This is a genomic window from Bacillus sp. 205(2023) (assembly GCF_037027485.1).
In the GTDB taxonomy this organism is placed as follows: Bacteria; Bacillota; Bacilli; order Bacillales; family Bacillaceae; genus Bacillus; species Bacillus halotolerans.
In genome coordinates, this window is the sequence record NZ_JAXCHF010000001.1 from 148,597 (window position 1) to 164,332 (window position 15,736).

Below are 15,736 nucleotides of genomic sequence, written 5' to 3' on the forward strand. Positions count from 1 at the left end.
TTCTCTGACTCATTATGATATTTTGGTAGAAATCAGGCCAAGAAAAAATCCGAATATGCGTTCGCTTTTTTCTTGGCAAATCCCTTCAAACAGGGTATAGTATATGTAGTGGTAACATAAAGGAGGAAAAAATAGAATGAGTGATCGTCAGGCAGCCTTAGATATGGCTCTTAAACAAATAGAAAAGCAGTTCGGCAAAGGTTCTATTATGAAACTGGGAGAAAAGACAGATACAAGAATTTCTACTGTCCCAAGCGGCTCCCTCGCTCTTGATACGGCACTGGGAATTGGCGGATATCCGCGCGGACGGATTATTGAAGTATACGGTCCTGAAAGCTCAGGTAAAACAACTGTTGCGCTTCATGCAATTGCTGAGGTTCAGCAGCAGGGAGGACAAGCTGCGTTTATCGATGCGGAGCACGCGCTAGACCCGGTATACGCACAAAAACTCGGTGTCAATATCGAAGAGCTTTTACTGTCTCAGCCTGACACAGGCGAGCAGGCGCTTGAAATTGCAGAAGCGTTGGTTCGAAGCGGTGCAGTTGACATCGTTGTTGTCGACTCTGTAGCGGCGCTCGTTCCGAAAGCGGAAATTGAAGGCGACATGGGAGATTCACATGTCGGTTTGCAGGCACGTTTAATGTCTCAAGCGCTTCGTAAGCTTTCAGGGGCTATCAACAAATCGAAAACTATTGCGATTTTCATTAACCAAATTCGTGAAAAAGTCGGCGTTATGTTCGGAAACCCGGAAACGACTCCCGGCGGTCGTGCGCTGAAATTCTACTCTTCCGTTCGTCTTGAAGTACGCCGTGCTGAACAGCTGAAACAAGGCAACGACGTTATGGGGAATAAAACGAGAATTAAAGTCGTGAAAAACAAGGTGGCTCCTCCGTTCCGTACAGCTGAGGTTGATATTATGTATGGAGAAGGTATCTCAAAAGAAGGCGAAATCATTGATCTCGGAACTGAACTTGATATCGTGCAAAAAAGCGGTTCATGGTACTCTTATGAAGAAGAGCGTCTTGGCCAAGGCCGTGAAAATGCCAAACAATTTTTAAAAGAAAATAAAGATATCATGCTGATGATTCAGGAGCAAATTCGTGAACATTACGGCTTAGATAATAACGGAGTAGTACAGCAGCAGACGGAAGAGACACAGGAAGAACTCGAATTTGAAGAATAAAAATAAAATGAATTTGAAATGATAAAAAAGGCAGAGTGAAAACTCTGCCTTTTTTTCTTTTATATTTTCTGCAAAATAAAGATAAATAAATTGGTTTTTTTGACAACTTTTATAGTACTTCATACGTCTAACAAAACGTGTGTATTTGAAATTAGATTGGGAGGATAAAATGAATGACAAGCCCCACTCGCAGAAGAACTGCGACGCGCAGACGGAGAAAACTAAATAAAAGAGGCAAACTTTTGTTTGGTATGTTGGCCGCAATCATTTGTTTCACGATTTGGAATGCCATTCATCGAGAGGATGAAGAAGCCGAACCATCTCAAGAAGCTGCGGCGGTTTCTGATACCGGTCAGAAGCAAGCTGATCAGAAGAAAAATAAAGCCAAAAAAACAGAGGAACAAATCAAAGCAGTGGACCGCAATCAAAAAATCAGCAGTTATTTAAAAGAGATCGGCTTCAGCGGGACAGCCATGATCGTCAGAAATGGAGAAGTCGTAATCAATAAAGGTTTTGGTTACGCGGACCGCGAGCATCATATAAAAAACAATCCTGCGACATCCTTTTATGTCGGATCGTCACAAAAAGCGCTGATAGCAACCGCTATTTTGCAGCTTGAGGAAAAGGGAAAGCTCCAGACAAGTGATCCGGTCAGCACGTATTTATCTCATTTTCCCAACGGAAAGAATATTACATTAAAGAATCTGCTTACTCATACATCGGGAATAAACGGACATGTTGAAGGGAATGGGGAGATCACTCCGGATGACTTAATAAAAGACATAGAGAAGCAAGGAATCAAACGCCAGCCTGGAATATGGGACTATCAGGATTCTAACTATACAGTTCTCGCTTATATTGTTGCTGAAGTGAGCGGTGAGTCTTATGAACAATACATAACCAATCATATTTTTAAGCCGGCGGGGATGACGCATTCGGGTTTTTACAAGACATACGATAAGCAGCCTTATCCAGCTGTCGGCTACAAGCTGAAAGGCAGCAGGGCCGTCACACCGTATATGCCTGATTTATCTCAGCTTTATGGGGCAGGCGATATATATATGAGTGCTGCCGACATGTACAAATTTGACAAAGCACTGATAGACGGCAAGCTCTATTCGCAAGAAAGCTATGAAAAAATGTTCACGCCAGGGAGCAGTTCCACATACGGGATGGGATTTTATGTTGCTCCCGGAAGCTATTCAAACCACGGAGTCATGCCGGGCTTCAACGTATTGAACAGCTTCAGCAAATCCGGACAAACCGTTGTTGTTTTGTTGTCAAACATTCAAAATAACGCTAAACTTGGACAAGTGAACAATAAAATATACCAGCTTCTAAATCAGGAGTAATTTACGATCTGTTTTTTCAAAAGATTGGCGGATTCACGTTCAGCACGATAAATGGGGGCGGCTCGGCAAACGTTAAGCTGGCAAGCTTGACAAGTATTTCCGACACAATTACAATGAAGTTGTAACATTTGTTTTTTTAACATGATTGTTAAACCATTTAAACTTGACAAGGGCGATGAAACTTTCATTCCCTGTGAAGGTTCTGTATGTTGAGAAAACCAGACAATGTACATGCCGACACTTATTTTGAGCAACAACCAAGTTCATAGCAAGAGGAGGTGAAAGTATGACCCCAATTATGATGGTTCTCATCTCCATTTTGCTGATTCTACTCGGTTTAGTTGTTGGCTACTATGTTCGTAAAACCATTGCCGAAGCGAAAATTGCAGGCGCACGCGGTGCAGCCGAGCAAATTCTTGAAGATGCAAAGCGTGATGCTGAAGCACTGAAAAAAGAAGCTCTGCTTGAAGCAAAGGATGAAATCCACAAACTTCGAATAGATGCTGAACAAGAAGTTCGTGAAAGACGAAATGAGCTTCAAAAACAAGAAAACCGTTTACTCCAAAAGGAGGAAAACCTTGATCGCAAACATGAGGGAATTGATAAACGGGAAGCGATGTTGGAGAAGAAAGATCATTCTCTGAATGAACGACAACAACATATTGAAGAGATGGAAAGCAAAGTGGATGAGATGATTCGTATGCAGCAGTCAGAGTTGGAACGAATTTCGAGTCTGACTCGTGACGAAGCGAAACAAATCATTCTTGACCGGGTTGAAAACGAGCTTTCACATGACATCGCCATCATGACAAAAGAAACTGAGAACCGTGCGAAAGAAGAGGCGGATAAAAAAGCGAAAAACATTCTTTCACTCGCCTTACAGCGCTGCGCAGCGGACCACGTTGCCGAAACAACGGTATCAGTTGTCAATCTTCCAAATGATGAGATGAAAGGACGTATCATCGGTCGGGAAGGGCGTAACATTCGTACGCTTGAAACGCTGACAGGTATTGACCTGATTATCGATGATACCCCTGAAGCTGTCATCCTGTCCGGATTTGATCCGATCAGACGTGAGACAGCAAGGATTGCTCTTGATAAACTCGTTCAGGATGGCCGTATTCATCCGGCACGGATTGAAGAAATGGTTGAAAAATCTCGCCGCGAGGTCGATGACTACATTCGTGAGATGGGTGAGCAAACGACATTTGAGGTTGGCGTTCACGGCCTCCACCCAGATCTGATCAAAATTCTCGGCCGCTTAAAGTTCCGTACAAGCTACGGTCAAAATGTGCTTAAGCATTCCATGGAAGTCGCATTCTTGGCTGGGCTGATGGCATCGGAGCTTGGAGAAGATGCAAAGCTTGCTAAACGTGCGGGACTTCTTCATGACATCGGAAAAGCGATTGACCATGAAGTAGAAGGAAGCCACGTTGAAATCGGAGTCGAGCTTGCGACTAAATATAAAGAGCACCCAGTCGTAATTAACAGTATTGCATCACACCATGGGGACGAGGAGCCGACTTCCATTATCGCTGTGCTGGTAGCTGCAGCAGATGCGCTTTCCGCTGCAAGACCTGGCGCAAGAAGTGAGACACTCGAGAACTACATTCGAAGACTTGAAAAGCTCGAAGAAATTTCTGAGTCCTACGAAGGTGTTGAAAAATCATTTGCGATTCAGGCTGGACGTGAAGTGCGTATTATGGTGAAGCCGGATTCAATAAATGATCTTGAAGCTCATCGCTTGGCGCGAGATATCCGAAAACGAATTGAGGACGAGCTCGATTATCCAGGTCATATTAAAGTGACAGTCATTAGAGAAACTCGAGCCGTAGAGTATGCAAAATAAAGTGATGCGCTAAGCATCACTTTATTTTTTTGAAGGCAGAGGAATAGAAAGGATTTACAAAATGAGAATTTTATTTATCGGAGATGTTGTCGGGTCACCGGGCCGCGACATGGTAAAAGAGTATGTGCCAAAGCTGAAAACAAAATACAAGCCGCATTTTACCATTATAAATGGCGAAAATGCCGCACATGGAAAAGGCTTAACAGAAAAAATCTATCACAGTTTAATACAGTCTGGCGCAGATGCGATCACGATGGGAAACCATACATGGGATAAAAAGGAAATTTTTGATTTTATCGACGATGTCCCGAACTTAGTCCGTCCCGCAAACTTTCCGGAAGGAACACCGGGAAAAGGGATCACATATGTGAAAGCAAACGGTAAAGAACTAGCTGTTATCAACTTACAAGGCCGTACGTTTTTACCGCCGCTCGATGATCCGTTTTTAAAAGCGGATGAATTAATTGCCGAAGCTGCTAAAAGAACACCGTACATTTTTATCGACTTCCATGCGGAAGCGACAAGTGAAAAGCTCGCACTCGGCTGGTACACGGATGGACGGGCATCTGCTGTAGTAGGAACTCACACTCACGTGCAAACAGCGGATAACCGCATTTTGCCGAAGGGCACGGCATATATTACTGATGTAGGAATGACCGGCCCATATGACGGTATACTGGGGATGGACAGAGAAACGATTATCAAACGTTTCAAAACAAACCTTCCTGTGCGCTTTACTGTCGCTGAAGGAAAAACAACCCTGAGTGGAGTCGTCATCGATATAGACGATCAAACGAAAAAAGCCGTTAAAATCGAACGTATTTTAATCAATGATGATCACATGTTCTTTGAATAATTGATCTCATGGTTATTTTATAAAAATATTAAAAAGAAAAGCAGGAATATAGCAACTCCTTAGTGAATATAGTAAAAATGGAAGGTAGCCCGCTATTTTTGAAAAGCATTGTGGGGATGGCTTTTTGGATAGCAACATCTAATAATGATTGTTCTAATGAACACTCACTTATCCATTGTAAAACTAAGGGGGAGCAGAAATGGAAATCTTAAAAGTTTCAGCAAAATCGAGTCCAAATTCAGTGGCAGGTGCGCTTGCAGGTGTGTTAAGAGAGCGCGGAGCCGCCGAGATTCAAGCAATTGGAGCGGGTGCTTTGAACCAAGCTGTAAAAGCTGTGGCAATCGCCAGAGGATTTGTGGCGCCGAGCGGGGTTGATTTGATTTGTATTCCGGCTTTTACTGATATTCAGATCGATGGTGAAGAAAGAACAGCGATTAAATTAATCGTGGAGCCTCGCTAAGAAAATTAAAGTATTCACAACCTGTTTGCATATGCAAGCAGGTTGTTTTTCATTTATTGTGATATTTTCTCTCAATAGTATTTTTATAATATAAATGAACCATATGTCATGTGTAAAAACGATTCCGGCTTTTTATTAAAAAAATTTAGCCCATTTTTCAAGACGGATACTTTTGTCTTTCCTAGGAGGACACAGCTGTTTACGGTGATTCCAGATCATGGTACAATCCGGTTATAACAAGACTTTTAAAGGAGGATTGTACATGCAGAGTGGAAAGATGAAAGCTGTAATGAAAAAACACGGTGCTTTCGGCGCTGTGCTGGCTGAAGTTCCCATTCCTGAAATCGATAAGCATGAAGTTCTTATAAAAGTTAAGGCAGCTTCCATTTGCGGCACGGATGTGCATATTTATAATTGGGACCAATGGGCACGGCAGAGAATAAAAACTCCTTGTGTCTTCGGCCATGAGTTCAGCGGGATTGTCGAGGCTGTAGGCGAGAATGTCAGCAGTGTAAAAATCGGGGAGTATGTTTCTGCGGAAACACACATTGTATGCGGCACATGCGTCCCTTGTTTAACAGGAAAGCCTCATGTATGTAAAAATACGGCCATTATCGGAGTGGACACGGCAGGCTGTTTTGCGGAGTATGTCAAAGTGCCGGCCGAAAACGTTTGGAAGAATCCCGCGGATATGGACCCGGCGATTGCTTCCATTCAAGAGCCTTTAGGAAATGCCGTTCATACAGTTCTTGAGAGTCAGAACGCCGGAGGAACGACTGCCATTATTGGATGCGGTCCGATCGGACTTATGGCGGTAGCGGTCGCAAAAGCAGCAGGTGCAGCGCAGGTGGTCGCCATTGACAAAAATGAGTACAGATTAGCTCTCGCCAAACAAATGGAAGCCACAAGCACGGTCTCCGTCGAAAAAGAAGATCCGCTCAAAATTGTAAGCGCTTTAACGGGCGGGGAAGGAGCTGATCTCGTTTGTGAGATGTCGGGTCACCCTTCAGCTATCGCGCAAGGCCTAGCAATGACTGCAAATGGCGGGAGATTTCATATTCTCAGCCTGCCGGAACATCCGGTTACCATCGACTTGACGAATAAAGTCGTGTTTAAAGGCCTTACCATCCAAGGGATCACAGGGAGAAAGATGTTTACGACATGGCGGCAGGTTTCACAATTGCTTGGATCAAACACACTGGATCTTTCACCTATTGTTACCCATCAGTTTCCATTAGAAGAGTTTGAGAAAGGGTTTGAACTGATGAGAAGCGGGCAGTGCGGAAAGGTTATTTTAATTCCATAAAGGGGGATCAACATGACAAAAGAATTTGAGTTTCTAAAAGCAGAGCTTGAAAGAATGAAAGAAAACCATACATGGCAAGACGTTAAACAGGTTGAATCAATGCAGGGCCCTTCTGTTACAGTGAATCATAAAAAAGTCATTCAGCTTTCTTCTAATAATTACCTCGGATTTACTTCACACCCAAGACTCATCAAAGCTGCACAGGAAGCTGCTCAGCAATTTGGAGCCGGAACCGGTTCAGTCCGGACAATCGCCGGAACGTTTACCATGCATCAAGAATTGGAGAAAAAACTGGCAGCCTTTAAAAAAACAGAGGCGGCACTTGTCTTCCAATCAGGCTTTACAACAAACCAAGGTGTACTTTCCAGCATTCTTTCAAAAGACGATATTGTCATTTCTGATGAATTGAACCATGCCTCTATCATTGATGGAATCAGATTGACTAAGGCGGATAAAAAGGTTTATCAGCATGTAAATATGAGTGATTTAGAGAAGGTGCTGAGAAAATCAATGAATTACCGCATGCGCTTGATTGTCACTGACGGCGTATTTTCAATGGATGGAAATATTGCTCCTCTGCCTGACATTGTGGAGCTCGCTGAGAAATATGACGCTTTTGTGATGGTTGATGACGCCCACGCATCCGGAGTGCTTGGCGAAAACGGCAGAGGGACGGTAAATCATTTCGGTCTTGACGGAAGGGTTCATATTCAAGTCGGAACGTTAAGCAAGGCAATCGGAGTTTTAGGGGGATATGCTGCCGGTTCAAAGGTGTTAATCGACTATTTGCGTCATAAAGGCCGTCCATTTTTATTTAGCACGTCACATCCTCCGGCTGTAACTGCAGCTTGTATGGAAGCAATTGATGTCTTGCTGGAAGAGCCGGAGCATATGGAGCGTCTGTGGGAGAATACACATTATTTTAAATCAATGCTTGTCCAAATGGGTTTTACTCTCACACAGAGCGAGACGCCGATTTTGCCTATTTTAATAGGTGATGAGGGGGCAGCGAAGCAATTTTCTGATCAGCTTCTGTCACAAGGTGTTTTTGCACAAAGCATTGTTTTCCCGACTGTTGCAAAAGGAAAAGCCAGAATACGCACAATTATTACAGCCGAGCACACCAAAGAAGAACTGGATCAGGCGCTTGATGCCATTGAAAAGACAGCAAAGGAGCTTCAGCTATTGTAAGGAGAAGGGAACGCTCTTCTCCCTTTCATTCCTTATTGATTATTATTCTCAATGAGTGTACAATGATAGGTTGCCAGTTGTGCAGAGCTTCAATAACCTTTATACTGGAGGGTGGAAGTTTGGTTTGAAAGGAGAAATATCATATGAATGAAAAGCAAAAATTAGAGAGCGGACAAGTTAATCCATCGGACAAAAAATCCGAGAAGGATTACAGCAAGTACTTTGAAGCTGTCTACATTCCGCCTTCTTTAAAAGATGCGAAAAAACGCGGCAAAGAAGCCGTTACTTATCATAATGACTTTAAAATTTCTGAAGAATTCAAAGGCATGGGTGAAGGAAGAAAATTCTATATCCGGACGTACGGCTGCCAAATGAACGAACATGATACAGAAGTAATGGCAGGTATCTTTATGGCTCTTGGCTATGAAGCGACAAACTCTGTTGACGATGCCAATGTCATTCTGTTAAATACATGTGCGATCCGTGAAAATGCGGAAAACAAGGTATTCGGTGAGCTTGGACACTTAAAAGCACTCAAAAAAAATAACCCGGATCTTATCTTAGGCGTTTGCGGCTGTATGTCACAAGAGGAATCAGTCGTTAACAGGATTTTGAAAAAACATCCGTTTGTCGATATGATTTTCGGTACGCATAATATCCATCGTCTGCCGGAGCTTTTGTCTGAAGCATACCTTTCAAAAGAAATGGTCATAGAAGTTTGGTCCAAGGAAGGCGATGTCATTGAAAACCTTCCGAAAGTCCGCAACGGAAAAATTAAGGGCTGGGTCAACATCATGTACGGCTGTGACAAGTTCTGTACGTATTGCATCGTACCGTATACACGCGGAAAAGAAAGAAGCCGCCGTCCGGAAGAGATCATTCAGGAAGTAAGAAGACTTGCAAGCGAAGGCTATAAGGAAATTACACTTTTAGGCCAAAACGTAAACGCGTACGGAAAAGACTTTGAAGATATGAACTACGGCCTTGGTGATTTGATGGATGAGCTGCGCAAAATCGATATCCCGAGAATCCGTTTCACAACGAGTCATCCGCGTGACTTTGATGATCATCTCATTGAAGTGCTTGCAAAAGGCGGCAATCTGCTCGATCATATTCATCTGCCGGTCCAATCAGGAAGCTCAGAGGTCTTGAAACTGATGGCACGCAAATATGACAGAGAGCGTTACATGGAGCTCGTCAGAAAAATCAAAGCGGCTATGCCAAACGCTTCTTTAACAACTGACATTATCGTCGGCTTCCCTAACGAAACGGACGAACAGTTTGAAGAAACGCTGTCATTATACCGTGAAGTGGAGTTTGACAGCGCCTATACGTTTATTTACTCTCCGCGTGAAGGCACACCTGCAGCAAAAATGAAAGATAACGTTCCGATGAGAGTGAAAAAAGAACGCCTGCAGCGTCTGAACGCATTGGTTAATGAAATTTCTGCTAAAAAAATGAAGGAATATGAAGGCAAGGTTGTCGAAGTATTAGTTGAGGGCGAAAGCAAAAACAACCCTGAGGTTCTTGCCGGCTACACTGAAAAAAGCAAGCTTGTGAATTTCAAAGGACCAAAGGAAGCGATCGGCAAAATCGTTCGCGTGAAAATCCAGCAAGCGAAAACGTGGTCGCTTGACGGAGAAATGGCAGGAGAAGCAATCGAGGTGAAATAAGATGACGCTCTACTCTAAAAAAGACATTGTGCAGCAAGCCCGAAACCTTGCAAAAATGATCTCTGAAACAGAAGAGGTTGATTTTTTCAAACGGGCTGAAGCGCAAATTAACGAGAACGCAAAAGTGTCTGTAATCATTAATCAGATTAAAGCCCTGCAAAAACAAGCTGTTAATCTGAAGCATTACCAAAAACTCGAAGCGCTCAAACAAGTAGAAGAAAAAATTGATGCGCTGCAAGAGGAGCTTGAAGACATTCCTGTCATCCAAGAATTCAGAGATTCTCAGGTTGAGGTGAATGACCTTCTGCAGCTCGTGGCGACCACCATCTCCAATCAGGTCACAAATGAAATCATTACATCAACCGGAGGCGACCTTCTAAAAGGAGAAACCGGTTCGAAGATGAAACATTCAAATAACAGCTGTTCTCTTTAAACACGGTGCCTTTTCAGGCCCGTGTTTTTTTATGTTGAACTATAAAAATAACTAATTGAACTATGTACTAAATATTCAACCTGTTTTGCCGCCTTTAGCCAAATAAACTTTATCGCACTTATGAGTAAAGTTTCTAGGCACCCCTGCATACAATGGAACAGAAACTTTGTATTTTTATATTTTATTTATAAAAATGCACACTAGACGAATGCCCAGCATAAGATAACACGAAGAAGAACAAGGAGGCATGCCGGAATGTCTGAATACAGGGAAATTATCACGAAGGCGGTAGTAGCGAAAGGCAGAAAATTTACACAGTGCACCAATACCATCTCCCCTGAGAAAAAACCGAGCAGCATTTTGGGCGGTTGGATTATCAATCACAAGTATGACGCAGAAAAAATCGGAAAAACCGTAGAAATTGAAGGGTATTACGATATAAACGTATGGTACTCTTACGCAGACAATACAAAAACAGAGGTTGTCACAGAACGAGTGAAGTACGTCGATGTGATTAAACTCAGATACAGAGATAACAATTACTTAGACGATGAGCATGAAGTGATTGCAAAAGTGCTTCAGCAGCCAAACTGCCTTGAAGTCACCATATCTCCAAATGGCAATAAAATTGTTGTGCAGGCGGAGAGGGAATTTTTGGCGGAAGTGGTAGGGGAAACAAAGGTTGTTGTAGAAGTGAATTCTGATTGGGAAGAGGATGACGAAGAGGATTGGGAAGACGAACTTGATGAAGAGCTGGAGGACATCAATCCTGAATTTTTAGTTGGAGATCCTGAAGAATAAAAAAGAGACTAGGGGAGTCGGTACCCCAAGTCTCTTTTTTATATAGACATATCATTCTTTTAACACTTTCTGTTTATGTTATAATGAAGGCTGGCAAATAGAAACGTTGATACATAGTGAGGGATTAAACAATGGCTACTTATACGCCTATGATACAGCAATATTTAAAAATAAAGGCAGAGCATCAGGATGCCTTTTTATTTTTTCGTCTCGGTGATTTTTACGAAATGTTTTTTGAGGACGCTAAAAAAGCGTCACAAGAGCTGGAAATTACGTTAACAAGCAGAGACGGAGGCGCCGCTGAAAAAATACCGATGTGCGGTGTTCCGTATCATTCTGCTTCGGCTTATATCGAGCAGCTTATTAAAAAAGGATACAAGGTGGCCATATGCGAACAAACGGAGGATCCAAAGGCTGCAAAGGGCGTCGTCAAACGTGAAGTCGTTCAGCTGATTACGCCTGGAACTGTAATGGACGGAAAAGGCATCCATGAATCAGAAAACAACTTTATTGCATCAGTTTCGGCCTGCTCAAACGGATACGGGCTGGCGCTGTCCGATTTAACAACGGGTGAAAATGTGGCTGTTTTAATTGAACGGCTGGAAGACGTCATATCAGAAATTTATTCGGTCGGCGCGCGGGAAATTGTCGTATCGGGAAGCCTTGATGAAAAGACGGTTGCTCAGCTGAAGGAGCGGTGCGGCGCTACCATTTCAATTGAAGATGGGGAAACGGATGAGCACGTTCAGATTATTGAGCATTTGCAGAATCCGGACGTAACGAAAACTTTTCTCCGTTTATATACGTATCTGAAAAGGACTCAGAAACGGAGCTTAGATCACCTTCAGCCTGTACAAGTGTATGAGCTTGAAGAAGCCATGAAAATCGACTTATACTCGAAGCGAAATTTGGAGCTGACTGAAACGATCCGTTCAAAAAATAAAAAAGGCTCCTTGTTATGGCTGCTTGATGAAACAAAAACTGCGATGGGAGGGCGGCTGCTGAAACAGTGGATTGACCGTCCGCTTATCAGAGTGAATCAAATTGAAGAGCGTCAAGAAATGGTGGAAACATTAATGTCCCATTTCTTTGAACGGGAAGATCTGCGTGAGCGTTTAAAGGAAGTCTATGATTTAGAACGCCTCGCAGGCCGTGTCGCATTCGGAAATGTCAATGCGCGGGATCTCATTCAGCTGAAAGAATCATTAAAGCAAGTGCCCGGCATTAAACAGCTTGTTGCTTCACTGGCTCATAAGAAAGCGAAGGAGCGTGCTGAGCGGATTGACCCGTGCGGTGATGTTTTAGAATTACTGGAAGGAGCCCTGTACGAAAACCCTCCGATATCAGTAAAAGAAGGGAACCTGATCAAAGACGGGTACAATCAAAAACTCGATGAATACCGCGATGCTAGCAGAAACGGGAAAGACTGGATTGCCCGCCTTGAACAGCAGGAACGTGAATATACAGGCATTCGGTCATTAAAAGTCGGCTTCAATAAAGTATTTGGCTATTATATTGAAGTGACAAAGGCGAATTTGCACCTTCTTGAAGAAGGGCGTTATGAGCGGAAACAGACGCTAACGAATGCAGAACGCTACATTACACCTGAATTAAAAGAAAAAGAAGCGCTCATTTTGGAAGCGGAAAATAACATCTGTGAGCTGGAATACGAGCTCTTCACCGAGCTGCGTGAGAAAGTGAAATTGTATATTCCGCGTTTGCAGCAGCTCGCCAAACAGATGAGTGAGCTCGATGCGCTGCAATGCTTTGCGACAATCAGTGAAAATCGTCATTACACGAAACCTGAGTTTTCTCAAGATGAAGTTGAGGTCATAGAGGGCAGACACCCGGTTGTTGAAAAAGTAATGGACAGCCAGGAATACGTGCCTAACAACTGTGTGATGGGCGATAACAGACAGATGCTGCTCATTACCGGTCCGAACATGTCGGGGAAAAGCACATACATGAGACAAATCGCGCTCATCTCTATTATGGCGCAAATTGGCTGCTTTGTGCCTGCGAAAAAAGCTATGCTTCCGATTTTCGATCAAATTTTCACCCGAATCGGCGCGGCGGATGATTTGATTTCCGGACAAAGTACATTTATGGTGGAAATGCTTGAAGCCAAAAATGCGATTGTAAATGCAACCAAAAACAGCCTCATTTTGTTTGATGAAATCGGGCGGGGAACGTCCACATATGACGGCATGGCCCTTGCGCAAGCGATTATTGAATATGTTCATGACCATATTGGCGCCAAGACGCTGTTTAGTACGCACTATCATGAGCTGACGGTTCTTGAAGAAAAGCTTCCGCAGCTGAAAAACGTCCATGTTCGTGCTGAGGAATATAATGGAACGGTTGTCTTTCTTCATCAAATTAAAGAAGGGGCAGCTGACAAAAGCTACGGTATCCATGTCGCCCAGCTGGCTGAGCTGCCGGAAGATCTGATTTCGCGCGCTCAAGACATTCTAAAAGAACTTGAGCATTCAGGGAACAAACCGGAAGTGCCAGTGCAGAAACCTGAGGCACCAGTGCAGAAACCTGAGGTAAAAGAAGAGCCGGCACAGCTGTCCTTCTTTGACGAATCGGATAAACCGGCGGCATCACCAAAGCTTTCTAAAAAAGAAAAGCAAGTGCTTGATATCTTTAAATCTCTGAATATACTTGATATGACACCGCTGGAAGCGATGAATGAAATGTACAAGCTGCAAAAGAAATTACATTAAAACGGGGTGATGAATGTGGCAAAAGTCATCCAGCTGTCAGATGAACTTTCAAATAAAATTGCGGCGGGCGAGGTTGTGGAACGGCCCGCCTCAGTCGTGAAGGAATTGGTGGAAAATGCCATCGACGCTGACAGCACAGTCATTGAAATCGACATTGAGGAAGCGGGTCTTGCATCCATTCGTGTTCTGGATAATGGAGAAGGAATGGAAAATGAAGATTGCAAGCGTGCCTTCCGCCGCCACGCAACAAGTAAAATAAAAGATGAGAATGATTTATTCAGAGTGAGAACACTTGGCTTCAGGGGAGAGGCACTGCCGAGTATTGCGTCAGTCTCCCATCTGGAGATTACGACAAGCACGGGAGAAGGAGCGGGAACGAAGCTCATGCTCCAAGGCGGAAACATCATTTCTGAATCGCGTTCCTCAAGCAGGAAGGGAACCGAAATTGTCGTTTCCAATCTGTTTTTTAATACACCGGCCCGCTTGAAATATATGAAAACCGTTCATACAGAGCTTGGGAATATTACGGATGTGGTCAACCGGATTGCGCTGGCACATCCGGAGGTATCGATCCGCCTTCGCCATCATGGAAAAAATCTTCTCCAAACGAACGGAAATGGAGACGTGCGCCATGTCCTTGCCGCGATTTACGGTACGGCTGTCGCTAAAAAAATGCTGCCGCTTCATGTCAGCTCACTGGATTTTGAAGTGAAGGGATATATCGCTCTGCCAGAGATTACACGGGCATCGAGAAATTACATGTCGTCTGTCATCAATGGCCGTTATATTAAAAATTTCCCGCTCGTCAAGGCGGTGCACGAAGGATATCACACACTTTTGCCAATCGGACGCCATCCGATCACATTTATAGAAATCACCATGGACCCGATTTTAGTCGATGTCAACGTGCACCCTTCGAAGCTTGAGGTACGGCTCAGCAAGGAAACAGAGCTGCACGACTTAATTCGTGACGGCATAAAAGATGTATTTAAACAGCAGCAGCTGATACCGAGCGCACAGCTTCCGAAAAAGTCAGCACCTGTGATCAAAAATGAGCAGCAGTTCATGACCTTTGATGAAAAACCTGCTGAAAGAAAAGTGCCGGAAAAAGCGCCTGTGCCTTCGTATTCACCAATGAAGCTCAGTTCAGTTGTCAAAGAACCAGTTGAGATAGAAGACGAATTGCCTTCAGAGCAGCTTGAAACTCATTCTGTGGCTGAAACAAAACAAGATATTGCAGAGCCTGCTGTTTCAGAGGAATTGCCTGAAGCCTTCGAACAGGAGCCCGCTCAGGAACTTCAGCAGACATCATCTGAACGTGTGCCGATCATGTACCCGATCGGCCAGATGCATGGGACCTATATATTGGCGCAAAACGAAAACGGCTTATATATTATCGACCAGCATGCCGCCCAAGAGCGTATTAAATACGAATATTTTCGTGAAAAGGTCGGGGAGGTAGAGCCTGAGGTGCAGGACATGATTGTGCCGCTCACGTTCCATTATTCCACGAACGAGGCACTCATTATCGAACAGCATCAACAAGAGCTCGAAAGCGTAGGTGTCTTTTTAGAGTCTTTCGGCTCGAACAGTTACATCGTCCGCTGCCACCCGGCTTGGTTTCCAAAAGGAGAAGAAGCCGAGCTGATAGAAGAAATCATTCAGCAGGTGCTCGATTCGAAAAACATTGATATCAAAAAACTGCGCGAAGAAGCGGCGATTATGATGAGCTGCAAAGGTTCAATCAAAGCAAACCGCCACCTCAGAAACGACGAGATCAAAGCGCTTCTGGACGATCTCCGAAGCACATCAGACCCATTTACATGCCCGCACGGCCGTCCGATTATGATTCATCATTCCACGTATGAGATGGAGAAGATGTTTAAGCGTGTGATGTAGCGGG

Annotated in this window: 12 protein-coding genes; all 12 read left to right on the top strand. The window is 43.8% G+C overall.

What is annotated here, in order from left to right; all coding sequences use genetic code 11:
* Window positions 1-136 precede the first annotated feature (136 nt).
* Entirely contained in the window at window positions 137-1,183 is a 1,047-nt protein-coding gene (recA, locus tag WA325_RS00750; protein WP_099042952.1) for a recombinase RecA, read from the top strand.
* A gap of 173 nt (window positions 1,184-1,356) precedes the next feature.
* Window positions 1,357-2,535 carry a serine hydrolase domain-containing protein gene (locus tag WA325_RS00755; protein ID WP_227599159.1) on the top strand — a complete coding sequence of 393 codons (1,179 nt, stop codon included), beginning with the start codon at window positions 1,357-1,359 and terminating at the stop codon, window positions 2,533-2,535.
* A 286-nt stretch (window positions 2,536-2,821) separates the two neighbouring features.
* Window positions 2,822-4,384: a ribonuclease Y gene (gene rny, locus WA325_RS00760; RefSeq protein WP_010334309.1), complete on the top strand. Its 1,563-nt coding sequence runs from the start codon at window positions 2,822-2,824 to the stop codon at window positions 4,382-4,384.
* A 61-nt stretch (window positions 4,385-4,445) separates the two neighbouring features.
* Window positions 4,446-5,240, top strand: a complete 795-nt coding sequence (gene ymdB / locus WA325_RS00765) for a 2',3'-cyclic-nucleotide 2'-phosphodiesterase (protein ID WP_003245138.1) — start codon at window positions 4,446-4,448, stop codon at window positions 5,238-5,240.
* Window positions 5,241-5,439: 199 nt separating this feature from the next.
* Entirely contained in the window at window positions 5,440-5,700 is a 261-nt protein-coding gene (gene spoVS, locus WA325_RS00770) for a stage V sporulation protein SpoVS (protein ID WP_003154135.1), read from the top strand.
* A gap of 262 nt (window positions 5,701-5,962) precedes the next feature.
* Window positions 5,963-7,006 carry an L-threonine 3-dehydrogenase gene (tdh, locus tag WA325_RS00775; protein WP_336183058.1) on the top strand — a complete coding sequence of 348 codons (1,044 nt, stop codon included), beginning with the start codon at window positions 5,963-5,965 and terminating at the stop codon, window positions 7,004-7,006.
* Window positions 7,007-7,018: 12 nt separating this feature from the next.
* Window positions 7,019-8,197: a glycine C-acetyltransferase gene (locus WA325_RS00780; RefSeq protein ID WP_044155834.1), complete on the top strand. Its 1,179-nt coding sequence runs from the start codon at window positions 7,019-7,021 to the stop codon at window positions 8,195-8,197.
* Window positions 8,198-8,340: 143 nt separating this feature from the next.
* Window positions 8,341-9,870, top strand: a complete 1,530-nt coding sequence (gene miaB / locus WA325_RS00785; protein ID WP_024121459.1) for a tRNA (N6-isopentenyl adenosine(37)-C2)-methylthiotransferase MiaB — start codon at window positions 8,341-8,343, stop codon at window positions 9,868-9,870.
* A gap of 1 nt (window position 9,871) precedes the next feature.
* Window positions 9,872-10,303 (top strand): RicAFT regulatory complex protein RicA family protein, encoded by a 432-nt coding sequence (locus tag WA325_RS00790; RefSeq protein WP_024121460.1) that lies wholly within the window; start codon window positions 9,872-9,874, stop codon window positions 10,301-10,303.
* Window positions 10,304-10,558: 255 nt separating this feature from the next.
* Complete coding sequence (cotE, locus tag WA325_RS00795; protein WP_024121461.1) at window positions 10,559-11,104, top strand: outer spore coat protein CotE; 546 nt, start codon at window positions 10,559-10,561, stop codon at window positions 11,102-11,104.
* A 131-nt stretch (window positions 11,105-11,235) separates the two neighbouring features.
* Window positions 11,236-13,833: a DNA mismatch repair protein MutS gene (mutS, locus tag WA325_RS00800; protein ID WP_336183059.1), complete on the top strand. Its 2,598-nt coding sequence runs from the start codon at window positions 11,236-11,238 to the stop codon at window positions 13,831-13,833.
* Between the two features lie 15 nt (window positions 13,834-13,848).
* Window positions 13,849-15,732 (top strand): DNA mismatch repair endonuclease MutL, encoded by a 1,884-nt coding sequence (gene mutL / locus WA325_RS00805; protein ID WP_305934060.1) that lies wholly within the window; start codon window positions 13,849-13,851, stop codon window positions 15,730-15,732.
* Window positions 15,733-15,736 lie beyond the last annotated feature (4 nt).

Bases quoted from the DNA above. Each gene is read 5' to 3' on its own strand.
- recA (WP_099042952.1), top strand. From the start codon at position 137: ATGAGTGATCGTCAGGCAGCCTTAGATATGGCTCTTAAACAAATAGAA.
- WA325_RS00755 (WP_227599159.1), top strand. From the start codon at position 1,357: ATGACAAGCCCCACTCGCAGAAGAACTGCGACGCGCAGACGGAGAAAA.
- rny (WP_010334309.1), top strand. From the start codon at position 2,822: ATGACCCCAATTATGATGGTTCTCATCTCCATTTTGCTGATTCTACTC.
- ymdB (WP_003245138.1), top strand. From the start codon at position 4,446: ATGAGAATTTTATTTATCGGAGATGTTGTCGGGTCACCGGGCCGCGAC.
- spoVS (WP_003154135.1), top strand. From the start codon at position 5,440: ATGGAAATCTTAAAAGTTTCAGCAAAATCGAGTCCAAATTCAGTGGCA.
- tdh (WP_336183058.1), top strand. From the start codon at position 5,963: ATGCAGAGTGGAAAGATGAAAGCTGTAATGAAAAAACACGGTGCTTTC.
- WA325_RS00780 (WP_044155834.1), top strand. From the start codon at position 7,019: ATGACAAAAGAATTTGAGTTTCTAAAAGCAGAGCTTGAAAGAATGAAA.
- miaB (WP_024121459.1), top strand. From the start codon at position 8,341: ATGAATGAAAAGCAAAAATTAGAGAGCGGACAAGTTAATCCATCGGAC.
- WA325_RS00790 (WP_024121460.1), top strand. From the start codon at position 9,872: ATGACGCTCTACTCTAAAAAAGACATTGTGCAGCAAGCCCGAAACCTT.
- cotE (WP_024121461.1), top strand. From the start codon at position 10,559: ATGTCTGAATACAGGGAAATTATCACGAAGGCGGTAGTAGCGAAAGGC.
- mutS (WP_336183059.1), top strand. From the start codon at position 11,236: ATGGCTACTTATACGCCTATGATACAGCAATATTTAAAAATAAAGGCA.